Raw genomic sequence first — 17,946 nt, forward strand, 5'->3', positions numbered from 1 at the left:
GTATATGGGTTGTAGGCCTGATAAGACGCACGGCGTCGCCATCAGGCAAAATGCCGGGTGGCACTTCGCTTACCCGGCCTACAAAAACACCGTTCAGGCAATCAGCAGATTTGCAATCGTGCGCACACCCAGACCAGTTGCGCCCGCAGACCACTGCTCAACTGGCGCTTTGCGATAGGTTGCAGAGCAGTCGATGTGCAGCCAGCCTTGCTGATAGTTTTCCACGAAATGGGACAGGAAACCCGCCGCGGTGCTAGCACCCGCCGGATAGGCCGCACTGCCAGTATTATTCAGCTCGGCAAAGTTAGACGGCAGCTGGCTACGGTGGAACTCTGCCAACGGCAGACGCCAGAACGGCTCGTTTTCTTGCGCCGCGCTTGCCAGCAGACGGGCAGCCAGTTGATCGTCAAAGCTAAACAGCGCATGGTAATCGTTGCCCAGCGCAGTTTTCGCCGCGCCGGTCAGCGTGGCGGCATCAATGATCAATTCTGGTTTTTGCGCGCTGGCGTCGATCAGTCCATCGGCCAGTACCAGACGCCCTTCGGCATCGGTATTCATCACTTCAACTTTTTTACCGTTGCGATAGTGAATAATATCGCCGAGTTTAAAGGCGTTGCCGCTGATCAGGTTATCCGCGCAGCACAGATACAGCTTCACGCGCTTGTTCAGACCACGGGTGATGGCGAACGCCAGCGCGCCGGTCACCGTTGCCGCGCCGCCCATATCAGACTTCATCGAGTCCATAAATGCGCTTTGCTTGATGCTGTATCCGCCGGAGTCAAAGGTAATTCCCTTACCCACCAGGCAGGCATAAACCGGGGCTTCTTTATCGCCAGTTGGATTGTAATCCAGCGCCAGCAGCACCGGAGGACGTTCGGAGCCACGACCTACGGTATGCAGTCCCATGTAGTTCTGCTCGCGCAGATCTTCGCCTTTAGTGATGCGGTAAGAGACGTTATCGCAGGCAACAGAGCACAGCAGGTCTACTGCGCGTTGCGCCAGCTGTTCCGGGCCCAGCTCTTCTGCCGGAGCGTTAATGGTATCGCGCACCCAGTCAATAATTTTCAGGCGGTTATCCAGCTCTTTGCGCTGCGCCTCATCCAGAGCGGCCCACTCAACTTTGCGGGTGCCTTTTGGTCCTTTGTAGCCCTGCCAGAACGCCCAGCTACGTTCAGTATCCCAGCCTTCACCATCCAGTTGGACATGTTTAATACCCAGGCCGTCAATTTTACGGGCGGCGCGCTGGATAAGACCGAGGTCATCTTTTCCGTTCAGGTGCAGGGTAATGCCATCATTATTAATGCTGTATGTCGCCTTTTCACCCCAGCGGGCATCAGCGGGTTGCGTGGAAAGCGTAATTTTCATGGCTTCTGTCATTTTATTTATCCTTATTTTCGCGCATACAGGAAAACGGGCCACCCGTGGGCAGCCCGTTGACTTATTCGGCTTCGTCCAGCCAGACCAGTAAAATGGCCTCAAGGATTTTTTCGTTCGATGCCTGTGGATCATCATCGAACTCTTCCAGGTCACAGATCCACTGGTGCAGATCGGTGAAACGAACGGTCTTGGGGTCGAGATCGGGGAACGCGTCGTACAGCGCCTCGCCGATTTCACGGCTATCGGTCCACTTCAGTCCCATACTACCCTCTGTTAATGCTCACGTGCATGATTGATTGTGTAACGTGGGATTTCGACCACTAAATCGTCCTCGGTGACACGTGCCTGACAGCTTAAACGGCTCTCCGGCTCCAGTCCCCAGGCTTTATCCAGCATGTCGTCTTCTTCTTCTGTGCTTTCCGGCAAAGAATCAAAACCTTCACGTACGATGCAGTGGCAGGTTGTGCAGGCACAGGATTTTTCACAGGCGTGTTCAATCTCGATACCGTTACGCAGGGCAACGTCAAGAATGGTTTCGCCGGTCTCAGCTTCCAGAACTGCGCCATCGGGACAGAGATCCTGATGAGGCAAAATAACAATCTTTGGCATATTAAACCTCGTCCACGGAATGGCCTTTCAGCGCGCTACGGACGGATTTGTCCATGCGGCGAGCGGCGAATTCCTGGGTTTGTTTGTCTACGTTTTTAATGGCTTGTTCTATCGCGTCAACATCGTCACCCTGTGCAACCTCGCTCAAATGCGCGGCGGCGGTGTCGATAGCCTGACGTTCTGCGGCGCTTAACAGCGCGGCATCAGCGTTCAACGCACCGGATAAACTTTCCAGTACGCGTGCCGCTTCGACTTTCTGTTCTGCCAGCATACGGGCTTTAACGTCCTGCTCGGCAAAACTCATCGAATCCTGAATCATGGAGGCGATTTCACTGTCGGTCAGACCGTAGGACGGTTTAACCTGAATTGAGGACTCAACGCCGGTGGATTTTTCCATAGCGGTGACGCTCAGCAGGCCATCGGCGTCCACCTGGAAGGTCACGCGGATGTGTGCGCCGCCAGCTGGCAATGCCGGGATGCCGCGCAGCGCAAAACGCGCCAGTGAACGGCAGTCCTGCACCAGCTCACGCTCGCCTTGCATTACGTGAATGGACATCGCGGTTTGGCCATCTTTAAAGGTGGTAAAGTCCTGCGCGCGCGCCACCGGAATCGTGGTGTTACGTGGGATCACTTTCTCCACCAGACCGCCCATGGTTTCCAGTCCCAGGGACAGCGGGATAACGTCCAGCAGCAGCATTTCGCTGTCCGGTTTATTTCCGACCAGAATATCTGCCTGGATTGCCGCACCAATAGCGACCACTTTGTCCGGGTCAATAGAAGTCAGCGGCGTACGGCCAAAAAATTCACCGACGCGTTCACGCACCAATGGCACGCGAGTTGAACCACCGACCATCACCACTTCCAGCACATCCTGCGGCTCCACGCCCGCATCTTTCAGCGCGCGACGGCAGGCCAGCAGCGTACGCTTGACCAGTGCGGAAATGAGTTCATTAAAGGTTTCACGGGTGATTTCACCCTGCCATCCCGCCACGTTAACCGTTACAGAATCAGCGTCGCTAAGCGCGATTTTCGCTGCAATAGCAGCATCCAGCAGTTCGCGCTGTACGCGGTTATCGCTACGGTCGGCCACGCCAGCCTGCTCGCGAATATAATCGGCCAGCAGATGGTCAAAATCGTCGCCGCCGAGCGCGGAATCACCGCCGGTCGCCAGCACTTCAAACACGCCGCGGCTCAGACGCAGAATAGAAATATCAAAAGTACCGCCGCCAAGATCGTAGACAGCAATCACGCCTTCCTGACCGGAGTCCAGACCATAGGCAATCGCTGCTGCGGTCGGTTCGTTCAACAGACGCAATACGTGCAGGCCCGCCAGACGCGCGGCGTCTTTGGTCCCCTGACGCTGTGCATCGTCAAAGTAAGCCGGAACGGTGATTACCACGCCATCCAGTTCGCCGGACAGTGATTCGGTTGCCCGCGCGGCCAGCGCTTTCAGAATATCCGCGGAGACGCGCACCGGATTAAGCAATCCGGCAGCGGTTTCAATCATCGGCAAGCCGTTTTCGCTTGCCTGGAACGTATATGGCAGATGCGGGTAACGCGCCTGGATATCCGCCAGAGAGCGGCCCATCATGCGTTTTACCGAACTGACGGTGTTTGCCGTATCCAGCGCAGCATTGGCGCGGGCATCGTAACCGACAGAATAACCCTGCTGCTGATAGTGAACCACTGACGGCAACAGGTGGCGACCTTCATGGTCTGCCAACGTTTCGGCCTGGCCGCTGCGTACGGTCGCAACCAGGGAGTTGGTGGTGCCTAAATCGATACCTACCGCCAGACGACGCTGATGCGGCGCGGCGCTCAGACCAGGCTCACTAATTTGTAATAAGGCCATTTTCGCTTCCGGAAATTAAAAATCGAGCAGTTTTTCTTCGAGTTGTTCTGCACTGCTTCGCAGTTTATCGAGAAAACGCAGCTTACGCACGGTATCTGCCGCTGCGTCCCACGTCTCGCTATCCAGCTGTTCCACCATCAGTTGATGACGAACGTTATACATTTCGCTGACGCGCTGCATAAACGCATCTAAACGTTGACTGTCTTTTGCCTGTTCAATTTCGTCCAGCTCTTCCCGCAGCTCCAGTTGTTCCATCAGGAACGCGGTATCGCGCACCGTGTGCTGCTCGCTACGGATGTCAAAGCCGTGTAAAGACAATAAGTATTCGGCGCGCATCAAAGGATGACGCAGCGTTTGCCAGGCCTGGTTGATCGTGGCGGACTGCGAAACCGCAGCAAGTTGTTCCGCCTGGGAACCGCTGGCAAATTTATCAGGATGATACTGACGTTGTAGATCCTGAAAACGTAGGCTCAGCGCCTGAGTATCGAGCTGATAACGGGCCGGCAAGCCAAAGAGGGTGAAGTAGTCCATAACATTCTCAGGGCATCGATTCTCTGTTGTTCACGGGAGCAAAACCAGAGAGTCAGGTAAAACAAACCCCACGCGCAGGCGACCACGGTGGGGTTATCGGTAAGCGCGTTACACGTGGAAGCTTTCGCCGCATCCACATTCGTCTTTCACGTTCGGGTTAGTAAACTTAAACCCTTCGTTCAGACCTTCTTTGACGAAGTCTAACTGCGTACCGTCGAGGAATTGCAGGCTCTTACCGTCGACCACAACTTTAACGCCTTTGTCTTCAAACACGGTATCTTCAGCCGCCGGCTCGTCAACAAATTCCAGTACATAGGCCATACCTGAGCAGCCGGAGGTTCTCACGCCCAGACGCAGACCAAACCCTTTACCGCGGTTTGCCAGGAAGGTATTTACACGCGCTGCTGCACTGTCGCTTAAGGTAATCGACATAATAAAACCTCAACTCTTAATTATTTTGCTTCACGTTTGCTTTTGTAATCCGCAATCGCGGCTTTAATCGCGTCTTCAGCCAGAATAGAGCAGTGAATTTTCACCGGTGGCAGTTCAAGCTCGTCGGCGATATCGGTGTTTTTAATCGCCTGTGCTTCGTCCAGAGATTTCCCTTTTACCCATTCGGTAACCAGAGAGCTGGAAGCAATAGCGGAACCGCAGCCGTAAGTCTTGAAACGCGCGTCTTCAATGATACCTTCATTGTTGACTTTAATCTGCAACTTCATCACGTCACCACAGGCTGGTGCACCCACCATGCCGCTGCCCACGTTCTCGTCGCTGTTGTCAAAAGAACCCACGTTACGTGGATTCTCATAATGATCGATTACTTTTTCGCTGTAAGCCATGCTGAATTCTCCTTATCGGTACCGATTAGTGATGTGACCATTCAATGCTGTTCAGATCCACGCCCTGTTTGTACATTTCCCACAGCGGAGAAAGGTCACGCAGGCGGCCGATGGAGTTGCGAACCAGATTAATGGCGTAGTCAATCTCTTCTTCGGTAGTGAAACGACCTAAAGAGAAACGAATTGAGCTGTGTGCCAGCTCGTCGGTCATCCCCAGCGCGCGCAGCACGTAGGATGGCTCCAGGCTTGCAGAAGTACATGCAGAACCGGAGGATACAGCCAGATCTTTCAGCGCCATAATCAGCGATTCGCCTTCAACATAATTGAAGCTAACGTTGAGAATGTTCGGTGCGCCCTGCTCGAGATCGCCGTTAAGATACACTTCTTCCATATCTTTCACGCCGTCCCACAGACGGTTACGCAGACTGCGCAGGCGCGCCATCTCGGTTTCCATCTCTTCTTTAGCGATACGGTAAGCTTCACCCATGCCGACGATCTGGTGCACAGGCAGCGTACCGGAACGCATACCGCGCTCGTGACCGCCGCCGTGCATCTGCGCTTCAATACGAATACGCGGTTTACGACGCACGTACAGCGCACCGATACCTTTCGGACCATAGATTTTGTGGCCGGAGAAGGACATCAGATCAACTTTCAGTTGGCTCAGATCGATAGGCAGTTTGCCCACGCTCTGGGTCGCATCAACGTGATAGATGATGCCGCGCGCACGGCACATTTCGCCGATAGTCGCGATATCCTGCACCACGCCGATTTCGTTATTCACGTGCATGATGGACACGAGGATGGTGTCGTCACGCATTGCCGCTTCAAGTTCTTTCAGGTCAATAATGCCGTTACGCTGCGGGGCGAGGTAGGTGACTTCAAATCCTTCGCGCTCCAGCTGACGACAGGTGTCCAGCACGGCTTTGTGTTCGGTTTTGCTGGTGATGATGTGCTTGCCTTTTTTCTGATAAAAGTTGGCTGCACCTTTAATCGCCAGGTTATCGGATTCAGTCGCACCGGAAGTAAAGACGATTTCACGCGGGTCAGCGCCCACGAGGTCAGCAATCTGGTTACGGGCGATATCTACCGCCTCTTCAGCCTGCCAGCCGAAACGGTGTGAACGAGACGCTGGGTTACCAAAGTTTCCGTCCAGGGTCAGACACTGCATCATTTTCTCGGCAACACGCGGGTCCACCGGCGTGGTTGCGGAGTAGTCGAGATAGATCGGTAATTTCATTGCTCTATAAACTCCGTACATCGCTTCAATGCAAGGAATCAGGCAACCGGCTGGATGTACGACCGAGTTAACGGGGTGTGTAACACCCCGGCCTGATTCTAAAATACTTTTATTATGCGCGTAACTTAACGTCGATCGCGTCTTGTGCACGATTAGTGCGTGGAGCGTCATGCGTGTGCTGGCGACCAGACACATCGAGGACTTCCTGATTATTCACCAGTTCGCCCAACGTAATGTTGTTGAGGAAACCGGTCAGACGATCGCTCAGATCGCGCCACAGCGCGTGGGTCAGGCATTTATCGCCGCCCTGACAACCGCCTTTGCCCTGGCAACGGGTCGCATCTACAGACTCGTCCACAGCGCTGATTACTTCACCTACTGCGATGCTGCCGGCGTCTTTACCCAACAGATACCCGCCGCCTGGTCCACGTACGCTGGAAACCAGACCGTTTTTACGCAAACGGGAAAACAGCTGCTCCAGATATGACAGGGAAATTCCCTGACGTTCAGAAATATCAGCCAACGGTACCGGGCCCGTTTCGGAGTTGAGCGCAACGTCCAACATTGCGGTCACGGCATAACGCCCTTTTGATGTCAGTCTCATGTCTTACTTAGCCTCAAACTCGCCCCTGCCCGGGGTTTTTTATTGTAAAATGGGGGTATTGCATAGCAGGGGCAAGTCTGACATTCCCGACTAAATCAGTCAACTATTTACTTGACTAATTTAGTCAGGTATTTAACCTTCAGTGCCATTTTTACTTGCCGGAGGCGTTACGTTTACTTGCCTTTATTCTGTTGCTCAATTGAAGCTAAAATTCCGCGCAAAATGTTCAGCTCCTGGCTCTCAGGACGCGCACGCGTAAACAGACGGCGCAGCTTGTTCATCACCTGTCCCGGATGCCCTTCGCGGATAAACCCGGTCGACAGCAGCGTTTGTTCCAGATGACCGTAAAAACGCTCTAAATCATCGACCAGCGGATACTCAGCTTCTTCGTATTCTGCGGTCTTCTCGCTTTCCTGCGTTGCCAGCCAGGCCATGCGCACTTCATAAGAGATGACCTGCACCGCCATCGCCAGGTTCAGCGAACTGTATTCCGGGTTCGCGGCAATAGCGACGTGGTAATGGCACTTCTGCAGTTCTTCATTCGTCAGGCCAACACGTTCACGACCAAACACCAGCGCTACGGGCGAATTCGTCGCTTCAGAGACGCTTTTTAAACCGCATTCACGCGGATCCAGCATCGGCCACGGTAGCGTACGGGAGCGCGCACTGGTGCCTACTACCAGGCTGCAACCTGCCAGCGCTTCATCGAGAGTATCGACAATCTGCGCGCTGCCAATTACATCACTGGCACCTGCCGCCAGAGCGATGGCCTGAGAGTCCGGTTTAACCAGTGGATTTACCAGCCACAGATTGGTTAAACCCATGGTTTTCATTGCACGGGCTACAGAGCCCATGTTGCCAGTGTGAGAGGTTTCCACCAGCACGATTCGAATATTTTGCAGCATTGTATTTCTTCGGCTAAAGATTATTCGGGCATATTATCATAAAACGAAGACATATTCCGAACTCGCTGCTATACTCTGCGCCGTTTTCCCGTTCTTTAACATCCAGTGAGAGAGACCGATGCATCCGATGCTGACCATCGCCGTGCGCGCAGCGCGCAAGGCGGGTAATGTAATTGCCAAACACTACGAAACCCCAGACTCTGTAGAAACCAGCCAGAAAGGCAGCAATGATTTCGTGACTAACGTCGATAAAGCCGCCGAAGCGATTATTATCGAAACTATTCGCAAATCTTACCCACAGCACACCATCATCACCGAAGAAAGCGGTGAGCACGCAGGTGAAGATCAGGATGTTCAATGGGTTATCGATCCACTGGATGGTACTACCAACTTCGTAAAACGTCTGCCGCACTTCGCGGTATCTATCGCAGTACGCATTAAAGGCCGTACTGAAGTCGCCGTTGTTTACGATCCAATGCGTAACGAACTGTTCACCGCCACTCGCGGCCAGGGCGCACAGCTGAACGGCTATCGTCTGCGTGGCAGCACCGCCCGCGATCTGGACGGCACCATCATCGCCACCGGTTTCCCGTTCAAAGCGAAGCAGCACGCCGCTTCTTACATGAAAATTCTTGGTAAAATGTTTACCGAGTGCGCTGACTTCCGCCGCACAGGTTCTGCTGCGCTGGATCTGGCTTACGTTGCCGCTGCGCGCGTTGACGGTTACTTCGAAATCGGTCTGAAACCATGGGATTTCGCAGCAGGTGAGCTGATTGCACGTGAAGCTGGCGCACTGGTTTGCGACTTCACCGGTGGTCATAACTACCTGGCAACCGGCAACATCGTTGCAGGTAACCCGCGCGTTGTTAAAGCCATGCTGGCTAACATGCGTGACGAACTGAGCGATGCGCTGAAGCGCTAATCTGCTGTGGTGCCGGATGCGACGCTTTCGCGTCTTATCCGGCATACAAGTCATACCATTCCGCTCACTAACCTAAAACGGTCTTATCCCGCGCCCTACCGGCACCGCGCTCATCCACATCACTACCGCAGCAACAATAAGCACCGCACCACCGGCTAACGCCAGCGTCGTCCAGCCAATCTGTCGCCACAGCACCGGCGCTTTGTGCCCGCTAATTTTCACCGCCAATGAGCGAAAGCTATGTACTAGCAAAGCCAATGACGTAATCGTCAAAGAGGTTCCTGCCGCCATCGCCAACGCCGACGCCATACCCCAGCTAAAGACGCCAACCACTTTACTGAACAGCAGCACCATAATTGCGCCAGAGCAGGGACGCATGCCCATAGAGAGAATAATCATCAACCGGGCGCGCCAGTCATCGCCGCTTTGCAGTTGTTCCTGGTTGGGCAAATGCTGATGCCCGCAGCCGCAGCCCTCGTGATGCACATGGTGCGGCGTAAAGGCGGTGAATTTCGGGCGCATCAGCAGCTGGCGCAATTTCTTCAGCGCACGGACACACAATAAAACGCCCAACATGCCAACCAGCGCATAACTTCCTTTCTCCAGCCAGAAACTGCTCATATGCAGCTGTCGGGCAGGCAGTTGCAGCACCGTGAGGACTACAACCACCAGTCCTATTGCCACCAGCCCCTGCAATAGGGAAGACGCCAGCGTCAGCCCAATGCTCGACTTGAGCTTCGACGGATGCGTCGCAAGCCAGGTCGTGATGACGATTTTGCCGTGCCCCGGCCCCAATGCGTGCAATACCCCATATATAAAGCTAAACAACAGCAGAGATCCGCCCGCACGTGTGGGGTTGGCGGCAACCGCTTTCAGCAACCCGCTCATCTGCTGGTTAACGTCGCGCTGCCAGACGACACTGTGCATCATTACCTGAGGCCAGGCTTGCCACAACCACAGCCCCCCGCCTGTCGCCAGCAACAAAAAGACCGCCAGCGGCCATAGCGTGAGCCAACGGCGTCTGGCTGCGCGTTGTTGATAAACTACTGACATTGCAGCGTCACCGTCTGTGCAAACTGTTTACCCAACTCCATATCCTCCGGCGGTGCGTCTTCTTTATCCAGCGACTGCGCAAAACTTAACATGTGTTCATTCGGCGTCGGCGTATGCATTGAAATATGGCATTGCTGGCTTATGGTCTGCGAAAGTAGGGCGTCGCTGTCTTTGTCATAGCTCATATCGACGTAGTAGGTCGGATCGAAGGTTGAAATAGTATATTTTTGACCGCTCAGTGGTTGAGCTTCGGCCAGCGGCAGAACGAACGTCAGCACCGCCTGGTGTTCTTCACGCGCCATGCCATATTCCGTCGGTCTGTTTTTAAACTTTACCTTTTTCCCATCGTGCCACACTTCGGTGAAATAGTGCTGCCCGAGAACGTTGGCCATCACTTCCGCCGCCAGTTTTTTCCAAATTTCATCACCAGGTTTAGCATTCCCCGCGTCGTAAAGCAGATCCGCCGACGTGATTTCATCCATCATCCAGCGCATTTTTAGCGCGACGAACCGATCATTTTCGCTCACAACTTCGGTTTTCAGATGAATAAAGCTGTGGGGATGCGCACCTGCGCCAAAAGACAGGACAGCGAGAAACAACGTCATAAAGATACGTTTAACGCCTTGCATGAGTTCTCCACGATAAAAATCAACACCGCCACAAATAATGATGCCGTATTTGGCGCAAGTGTGCCGAGGATATCATTGAACGAAAAAAAGTTGAGCACCCTTTTCCGGTATCGATTCAGTTCTCAATTTCGATAATTTCTTCTTCGGGAAATTCCACCCAAACACCTTTTCGGCGTTAAATCTTAAGTTAAATGATAACAAAATGTTAATTAAAAGTTTCATTTTAATGTTTTATTAACACTTAATTTGAATGTCTGAATCTAAAATCATGTAAATTTAACCAATTATTAACCATTTCATTTCCATAAATTAACAATAATGGGCATACATCACATTCTCCAAACTTATGATTCATTCCCTCTTCCATTCGTTGTTAACTTCACGCCGTGACATGTCCTGCCCCCTACGAAAGGTACAACTATGAAATTCAAACTCGCATTACTCAGTGCAACCCTGGTTTCTGCATGCATGTTGTCCGGCACGTCCTTTGCGGCGGAAAAATATGAAATTGCTGTGGTTGCCAAAGTCACTGGTATTCCCTGGTTTAACCGCATGGAAACCGGTGTTAACGAAGCAGCAAAAAAACTGGATGTGAACGCTTACCAGACCGGTCCGTCTACGCCGGACCCGGCACAGCAGGTCAAAGTGATTGAGGATCTGATCGCCAAAAACGTCAACGCAATCATCGTGGTACCGAACGATGCCAAGGTTCTTGAGCCAGTACTGAAAAAAGCGCGCGATAAAGGCATTGTGGTCCTGACGCACGAATCCCCGGACGAGCAAATCGGTCAGTGGGATATCGAAACCATCGATAGTGAAAAATACGCACAAGCCAACGTCGATGAGTTAGCGAAAAATATGGGCGGCAAAGGCGGGTATGCAATCTATGTTGGTTCGCTGACGGTCCCACTGCATAACGCGTGGGCTGATTATGCAATTAAGTACCAGAAAGAAAAATATCCGGAAATGTTCGAGGTCACTTCACGCCTGCCGGTCGCGGAAAGCATTGATAAATCCTACGCCACAACGCTGGATCTGATGAAAACCTATCCGCAGATGAAGGGCATTATCGGCTTCGGCTCACTGGGTCCAATTGGTGCGGGTCAGGCTGTGCAGAAAAAACGCGCCAAAGATAAGATCGCCGTTGTCGGGATCGCCATGCCAGCGCAGGCTGCGCCTTACCTGATGCGTGGAGATATCAAAAAAGCGCTGCTGTGGGATCCAAAAGATGCGGGCTATGCGCTGGTAACGGTTGCCGATCAGCTGTTGCAGGGCAAAGAAGTCAATGCAGATCTGAGTATCGACGGTTTAGGGAAAGCCGATATCGACACGGAGAAGAAAGTGATCCGCTTTAACAAGATCCTCGAAGTCACCAAAGACAACGCACAATCACTTGGTTTCTAAGGCTTTAGCCAACACCAGGGAACCTTAACGCCGACCGTCTGGTCGGCGCTATCAACCAAACTAACACTCAGCGTCCGTCAGGGCGCTCGCAGGGGTATTGTCCATGGCAGACACCACCGCATTTATCACTCTTGAGAATATCAGCAAACAATTCCCGGGCGTGCTGGCGCTGGATAACGTGAATCTGACGCTGAGAAAAGGCGAAGTTCACTGTCTGGCGGGTCAAAACGGCTGTGGTAAAAGTACCATTATTAAAGTGATCTCCGGGGTTTATCACCCGGAAAAAGGCGCGCAGATTTTACTCGACGGAAAATTGTTCCATCACCTGACGCCGCAGCTCTCTTCCCATTATGGCATTCAGGTTATTTATCAGGACCTGTCGCTGTTCCCCAACTTTAGCGTCGCAGAAAATATCGCGGTCAACCGCTATCTGCCGGGCGGTGATATCTGGGTGCGTCGTGGTGCTATGAAACAGCAGGCGCTGGCAGCCATGAAACGTATCGGGGTGAATATCGATCCCGATAAAAAAGTAGAAAAACTCTCGATTGCCGACCGACAGCTGGTCGCTATTTGCCGGGCAATTGCCGCAGATGCGCGTCTGGTTATTATGGACGAGCCCACCGCCTCGCTAACCCGCCAGGAGGTCAATGGACTGCTGAAGGTGGTTAACGAACTTAAAGCGGCCGGCATTTGCGTGGTGTTTGTCAGCCATCGTCTGGATGAAGTAATGGAAGTGGCAGACCGTATCAGCGTCATGCGCGACGGCAAACTGGTGGGCACATATCCTGCCAGCGAACTCGACAGCCACGAGCTGGCTTTCCTGATGACCGGACAACGCTTCCACTACAGCCCGCTGCCGGAGAAATCATTCGACGATCGAGAACCCCTGCTGGAGCTGCGCAACCTCAGCCGCAGAGGCAAATACCAGAACATTAATCTGTCGCTGCATGGCGGCGAGATTGTCTCGATTGTCGGCCTGTTGGGCGCCGGGCGTACCGAGCTTTGTTTGAGCCTGTTTGGCATGACGCACCCGGAAAGCGGCGAGATGCGTATTAACGGTCAGCCAGTCACGCTTCGTAATAACCACGACGCCATTAAGCACGGGATCGGCTACGTCTCAGAAGATCGCCTGACGCAGGGGCTGATCATGGAGCAGTCGATTTACGACAACACCATCGTCACGGTGTTTGATCAACTGCACACCGGTAGCGGCTTGCTCGATCATCGTAAAGCGCAAAAGCTGGTCGCCGATTTAATCCGCGAACTGAATATCAAAGTGTCCGATCCGCACCTGCCGGTCAAAACGCTTTCCGGCGGCAATGCCCAGCGTATCGCCATTGCCAAATGGGTGGCGACCAATCCCCGCATCCTGATCCTCGACTCGCCTACCGTCGGCGTGGATATCGCCAACAAAGAGGGCATTTACCAGATAGCCCGCGATTTGGCGGAACAAGGTATGGCGGTGCTGATGATTTGCGATGAAATTCCGGAAGCATATTACAACAGCCACCGCGTGCTGGTGATGCGTCGCGGCAGACTGGTGGCGGAATTTAATCCTCATCACTGCCGTGAAGAGGAGATTGCTGAAGTGGTCGAGGTAATCAATGAATAAGATGCATCTGTCCCGTTTAATCGGGCAACATGAATTCTGGCTGGGCCTGCTGGTCGTAGCGCTCGCGGTTGGGCTAAGTGTCAGCACCGATGAGTTCCTCTCGCTCGGCAATCTGACAGATGTGGCCACCAGCTACGCGATTCTCGGCATTCTTGCCTGCGGGTTGTTTGTGGTGCTGATTTCCGGTGGGATCGATATCTCCTTTCCGGCGATGACCGCGATTGCCCAGTATGTGATGGCCAGTTGGGTGATCGGCCACGGCGGCAACTTCGCTCTGGCGTTAACCATTGCGATTGCGGTGGGCCTGCTGCTTGGGCTCATTAATGGCTTCCTGGTCTACTGGCTGCGCGTTCCGGCAATCATCATTACCATCGCCACGCTGAACGTCTACTACGGCCTTCTGGTTTACGCCACCAAAGGCACCTGGCTGTACGGTTTCCCTGACTGGTTTATGAACGGCATTAACTGGTTCTCCTTCACCGCGGCAGATGGCTACGACTACGGCCTGACCCTGCCCCTGCTGTGCCTGGCGGCGGTGATCGTCTTTACCGCAGTGCTGATGAACTATACCCGTCTTGGCCGTCAGGTTTACGCCATGGGCGGCAACCGCGACGCGGCCTCACGCCTGGGGCTGAATCTGCTGAAACTGCATTTCTACGTCTATGGCTATATGGGCATTCTGGCAGGTGTTGCCGCCGTGGTTCAGGCGCAAATCACCCAGTCAGTTGCACCCAATTCGCTGCTCGGCTTTGAGCTGACGGTGCTGGCGGCGGTCGTGCTCGGCGGAACCAGCATGAGCGGCGGGCGCGGTACGTTGACCGGAACCCTGCTCGGCGTTGTCTTGCTCGCCTTCTTACAAAATGGTCTGACGCTACTCAGCGTCTCCTCTTACTGGCACACCGTATTCAGCGGCGCCATTATCCTGGTCAGCATCAGTGCCACGGCCTGGAACGAAAAACGCAAACTGGCAAGGGAGCTTTGAGATGAAAACAATCGCCAGATTTTTACCCGGTGATGCCATCATTCGTCTGCAATGCGTCATTATTGTGGTCGTCGCCCTGGTTTTCTCAGCCCTGCTCGGCAGCCGTTTTTTTAGCGTCGCTAACTTCCAGTCGATAGGCTCACAGTTACCGATCCTCGGCATGCTGGCCCTCGGGATGGGTATGACCATGCTGACCGGCGGCATTAACCTGTCAATTATTGCCGGGGCGAACGCCTGCTCGCTGGTAATGGCAGCGATTATCGTTACCCATCCGGATAACCCGCTGTTTCTGGTGCTGGCGCTGCTGGCAGGCGCAGCCGTGGCGGTGGCTATCGGTACGCTCAACGGCGCGCTGATTGCCTGGGTCGGCGTCTCACCGATTCTCGCCACCCTCGGCACGATGACACTTATCTCCGGGCTGAATATTCTGCTCTCCAACGGGACGGTGATTTCGGGTTTCCCGACCGCCATTCAGTACCTTGGCAACGCCACGATTGCGGGTATTCCGGTGGCGCTGTTGCTCTTTTTCCTGGTGGCAATCCTGCTATGGGTACTGCTGGAGCACACCACGCTGGGGCGCAGTCTTTATCTCGTCGGCTCCAATGAACAGGCTACCCGCTACAGTGGTGTTAATACCGTACGGGTACAAATTTCCGTGTACGTGATTTCAGCTCTGCTCGGCTGGGTCGCCGCCATTCTGATGATGGCGAAATTCAACTCGGCAAAAGCCGGATACGGTGAGTCCTACCTGCTGGTCACCATCCTTGCCTCCGTACTCGGCGGCATCAATCCGGATGGCGGCTTCGGACGCATTATCGGCCTGGTACTGGCGCTGATTGTGCTGCAAATGCTGGAAAGCGGCCTTAACTTGCTGGGGGTCAGCAGCTATCTGACGATGGCGCTGTGGGGCGCGGTGCTGATCCTCTTTATCGCATTACAGAATCGTAAAGCCTGATTTCAGGAGAAAAAATTATGGCAAGTTACTTTATTGGTGTGGATGTCGGAACCGGTAGCGCCCGTGCTGGCGTGTTTGATCTCAACGGCAGAATGGTCGGCCAGGCCAGTCGGGCCATCGAGATTTACCGCCCGCAGGCCGATTTTGTTGAGCAGTCTTCCGATAACATCTGGCAGGCAGTGTGTAACGCGGTTCGCGATGCGATTAACCAGTCGGATATCAACCCTATTCAGGTGAAAGGTCTGGGCTTTGACGCGACCTGTTCACTGGTGGTGTTGGATAAAGAAGGTAAACCGCTGACCATTAGTCCGTCCGGGCGCAGCGAACAGAATATCATTGTGTGGATGGATCACCGCGCCATTACTCAGGCTGAGCGCATTAACGCCCTGCATCATCGGGTGCTGGACTACGTTGGCGGTATTATCTCCCCGGAAATGCAAACGCCCAAACTGCTGTGGTTGAAGCAACATATGCCCAACACCTGGGCCAATGCGGGATACTACTTTGACCTGCCCGATTTCCTGACCTGGCGCGCAACGGGCGATGACACGCGCTCACTGTGCTCGACGGTGTGTAAATGGACCTATATGGGCCATGAAGACAAATGGGATGACAGCTATTTCCGCCAGATTGGGCTGGAAGACTTGCTGGAACATGATGCTGCCAAAATTGGTCGCTACGTGAAAACCATGGGCGAACCGCTCGGTCATGGTCTTTCTCCGCGCGCCGCCAGCGAAATGGGGCTGATTCCGGGGACCGCTGTCAGCGTCTCGATCATCGATGCCCACGCCGGTACGCTCGGCACGCTCGGCGCGAGCGGTGTCTCTGGCGAGGTGGCGGATTTTGACCGCCGCGTCGCGCTGATTGGCGGCACCTCTACCGGACACATGGCGATTTCCAAAGAGCCGCGTTTTATCGGCGGCGTTTGGGGTCCTTACTACTCAGCAGTGCTGCCAGAATACTGGCTTAACGAAGGTGGACAGTCGGCAACCGGGGCGTTAATCGACCACGTTATTCAGTCGCATCCTTGTTACGAAACCTTGTTGACCCAGGCGAAATCTCAAGGGCAGACCATTTATGAAGTGCTGAATGCGCTGCTGCGTAAAATGGCCGGTGAGCCGGAAGATATCGCATTTTTAACCCGTGACATGCACATCCTGCCCTATTTCCACGGCAACCGTTCACCTCGCGCCAACCCAACGCTCACAGGCGCTATCACCGGACTGAAGCTGTCGCGCACGCCGGAAGATATGGCGTTACAGTACCTCGCGACCATCCAGGCCATTGCGCTGGGAACCCGTCATATCATTGAAACGATGAATCAAAGCGGCTACACCATCGATACCATTATGGCCAGCGGCGGCGGGACGAAAAACCCGATCTTCGTTCAGGAGCATGCCAACGCCACCGGCTGTGCGATGCTGCTGCCTGAAGAGAGCGAAGCCATGCTGCTGGGTGGCGCCATGATGGGAACTATCGCCGCGGGCGTGTTCGATACCTTCCCGGAAGCAATGTCAGCGATGAGCCGGATTGGTAAAACGGTTACCCCGCAGACTAATCGCATTAAGCAGTACTACGATCGCAAATATCGGGTATTCCACGAGATGTATCAGGATCATATGAAATACCGCCAGTTGATGCAGGAGGACGCATGAGTAACTCCTGGTCTCAGGCCAGCGGCGTATTCCAGCTCTATAGCGATGCCCTGGCGGGTCTGGGGCAGCATCTGACTGAACCTGTCTGGCAGTCGCTGATGGCGGAGCTGCGCGGTTGTCAGGGCAAAATCGTCGTCACCGGCGTCGGCACCTCTGGCATTGCTGCGCGTAAAGTCGCGCATATGCTTGCCTGCGTGGAACGTCCAGCGATTTACCTCAACGCGACGGATGCAGCGCATGGCGATCTCGGTTTTTTACGCGCCGACGACCTGGTGATTATGCTGTCACGCGGGGGTAATTCGGACGAGCTCACCCGGCTGCTGCCCGGACTGGCTGCGAGGAATGTGCCCATACTGAGCGTGACTGAAAACGCGGATTCGGCCATCGCGAAAGCATCGAAGCTAGTGATTTCCACAGGCGTTCAGCGAGAGGCCGACCCGCTGAACATGTTGGCTACCACCTCTATTTTACTGGTGCTGGCTATCTTTGACGCCGCCTGTGCCTGTCTGATGAGCGAAAGCGGCTACTCAAAGGAAACGCTGCTGGCGGTACATCCGGGCGGCGATGTGGGATTAACGTTGAGTCGTGAGAAGTAACGCCAGACAGCTGTTACGGAGGTAATGAATCTGTTGCCTCCGTCGTATTGCTACGTTCACTTTAGGTTTTTCACTTCTCTGCGATAGCATGTTCATACCTCCCTCCGCCAGCATTCCCCCCTCTGGCATTTTTTTATATCTCAACAAAAAGATAAAACAGTGAAAAAGCGGATTAACGCGC

General features: G+C 54.0%; 19 protein-coding genes. 7 read left to right on the plus strand and 12 right to left on the minus strand.

Annotated features, from left to right (window positions below; all coding sequences use genetic code 11):
* Positions 1 to 93 precede the first annotated feature (93 nt).
* From pepB to trmJ, 10 genes are all read right to left on the minus strand, one after another.
* On the minus strand, positions 94 to 1,377 hold the full coding sequence (gene pepB, locus E6P06_RS20955) for an aminopeptidase PepB (protein WP_003037696.1): 1,284 nt from the start codon (positions 1,375 to 1,377) through the stop codon (positions 94 to 96).
* 61 nt (positions 1,378 to 1,438) lie between these two features.
* Positions 1,439 to 1,639, minus strand: a complete 201-nt coding sequence (iscX, locus tag E6P06_RS20960; RefSeq protein WP_003037694.1) for a Fe-S cluster assembly protein IscX — start codon at positions 1,637 to 1,639, stop codon at positions 1,439 to 1,441.
* Positions 1,640 to 1,650: 11 nt separating this feature from the next.
* Positions 1,651 to 1,986: an ISC system 2Fe-2S type ferredoxin gene (gene fdx / locus E6P06_RS20965; RefSeq protein ID WP_003037690.1), complete on the minus strand. Its 336-nt coding sequence runs from the start codon at positions 1,984 to 1,986 to the stop codon at positions 1,651 to 1,653.
* 1 nt (position 1,987) lies between these two features.
* Entirely contained in the window at positions 1,988 to 3,838 is a 1,851-nt protein-coding gene (hscA, locus tag E6P06_RS20970; protein WP_003838439.1) for a Fe-S protein assembly chaperone HscA, read from the minus strand.
* A gap of 15 nt (positions 3,839 to 3,853) precedes the next feature.
* Positions 3,854 to 4,369 carry a co-chaperone HscB gene (gene hscB / locus E6P06_RS20975; RefSeq protein WP_003838436.1) on the minus strand — a complete coding sequence of 172 codons (516 nt, stop codon included), beginning with the start codon at positions 4,367 to 4,369 and terminating at the stop codon, positions 3,854 to 3,856.
* 108 nt (positions 4,370 to 4,477) lie between these two features.
* The gene (gene iscA / locus E6P06_RS20985; RefSeq protein ID WP_003037681.1) at positions 4,478 to 4,801 is read right to left on the minus strand and encodes an iron-sulfur cluster assembly protein IscA; all 324 of its coding nucleotides are present in this window, start codon (positions 4,799 to 4,801) and stop codon (positions 4,478 to 4,480) included.
* A gap of 20 nt (positions 4,802 to 4,821) precedes the next feature.
* On the minus strand, positions 4,822 to 5,208 hold the full coding sequence (gene iscU / locus E6P06_RS20990) for a Fe-S cluster assembly scaffold IscU (protein WP_002913991.1): 387 nt from the start codon (positions 5,206 to 5,208) through the stop codon (positions 4,822 to 4,824).
* Positions 5,209 to 5,233: 25 nt separating this feature from the next.
* Positions 5,234 to 6,448, minus strand: coding sequence for a cysteine desulfurase (gene iscS, locus E6P06_RS20995; RefSeq protein ID WP_003838433.1), 1,215 nt, complete (start codon positions 6,446 to 6,448; stop codon positions 5,234 to 5,236).
* 112 nt (positions 6,449 to 6,560) lie between these two features.
* Entirely contained in the window at positions 6,561 to 7,052 is a 492-nt protein-coding gene (gene iscR, locus E6P06_RS21000) for a Fe-S cluster assembly transcriptional regulator IscR (RefSeq protein ID WP_003037674.1), read from the minus strand.
* A 173-nt stretch (positions 7,053 to 7,225) separates the two neighbouring features.
* Complete coding sequence (trmJ, locus tag E6P06_RS21005) at positions 7,226 to 7,957, minus strand: tRNA (cytosine(32)/uridine(32)-2'-O)-methyltransferase TrmJ (RefSeq protein ID WP_003838431.1); 732 nt, start codon at positions 7,955 to 7,957, stop codon at positions 7,226 to 7,228.
* 118 nt (positions 7,958 to 8,075) lie between these two features.
* Between trmJ and suhB the strand changes: the two genes are divergently transcribed.
* A complete protein-coding gene (gene suhB / locus E6P06_RS21010; protein ID WP_003037670.1) occupies positions 8,076 to 8,879 on the plus strand; it encodes an inositol-1-monophosphatase in 804 nt (267 codons plus the stop codon).
* Positions 8,880 to 8,951: 72 nt separating this feature from the next.
* On the opposite strand, the gene E6P06_RS21015 is transcribed toward suhB, so the two are convergent.
* Positions 8,952 to 9,932 (minus strand): nickel/cobalt transporter, encoded by a 981-nt coding sequence (locus E6P06_RS21015; protein ID WP_044714633.1) that lies wholly within the window; start codon positions 9,930 to 9,932, stop codon positions 8,952 to 8,954.
* Positions 9,923 to 10,561 (minus strand): DUF1007 family protein, encoded by a 639-nt coding sequence (locus tag E6P06_RS21020; RefSeq protein ID WP_139935684.1) that lies wholly within the window; start codon positions 10,559 to 10,561, stop codon positions 9,923 to 9,925. The genes E6P06_RS21015 and E6P06_RS21020 overlap by 10 nt, the downstream gene beginning before the upstream one ends.
* A 420-nt stretch (positions 10,562 to 10,981) precedes the next feature.
* Between E6P06_RS21020 and E6P06_RS21025 the strand changes: the two genes are divergently transcribed.
* From E6P06_RS21025 to E6P06_RS21050, 6 genes are all read left to right on the plus strand, one after another.
* Positions 10,982 to 11,965 (plus strand): autoinducer 2 ABC transporter substrate-binding protein, encoded by a 984-nt coding sequence (locus E6P06_RS21025; RefSeq protein ID WP_003037665.1) that lies wholly within the window; start codon positions 10,982 to 10,984, stop codon positions 11,963 to 11,965.
* Positions 11,966 to 12,068: 103 nt separating this feature from the next.
* Positions 12,069 to 13,577 (plus strand): sugar ABC transporter ATP-binding protein, encoded by a 1,509-nt coding sequence (locus tag E6P06_RS21030; protein WP_016150762.1) that lies wholly within the window; start codon positions 12,069 to 12,071, stop codon positions 13,575 to 13,577.
* Positions 13,570 to 14,559: an ABC transporter permease gene (locus tag E6P06_RS21035; protein WP_016150763.1), complete on the plus strand. Its 990-nt coding sequence runs from the start codon at positions 13,570 to 13,572 to the stop codon at positions 14,557 to 14,559. The genes E6P06_RS21030 and E6P06_RS21035 overlap by 8 nt, the downstream gene beginning before the upstream one ends.
* Before the next feature lies 1 nt (position 14,560).
* Positions 14,561 to 15,514: an ABC transporter permease gene (locus E6P06_RS21040; protein WP_003037658.1), complete on the plus strand. Its 954-nt coding sequence runs from the start codon at positions 14,561 to 14,563 to the stop codon at positions 15,512 to 15,514.
* Between the two features lie 17 nt (positions 15,515 to 15,531).
* Complete coding sequence (locus E6P06_RS21045) at positions 15,532 to 17,169, plus strand: FGGY-family carbohydrate kinase (protein ID WP_046670152.1); 1,638 nt, start codon at positions 15,532 to 15,534, stop codon at positions 17,167 to 17,169.
* Entirely contained in the window at positions 17,166 to 17,765 is a 600-nt protein-coding gene (locus tag E6P06_RS21050) for an SIS domain-containing protein (RefSeq protein WP_003838425.1), read from the plus strand. The genes E6P06_RS21045 and E6P06_RS21050 overlap by 4 nt, the downstream gene beginning before the upstream one ends.
* Positions 17,766 to 17,946 lie beyond the last annotated feature (181 nt).

Origin of the sequence: Citrobacter sp. CF971, from assembly GCF_006385635.1 — a bacterium.
In the GTDB taxonomy this organism is placed as follows: domain Bacteria; phylum Pseudomonadota; class Gammaproteobacteria; order Enterobacterales; family Enterobacteriaceae; genus Citrobacter; species Citrobacter freundii.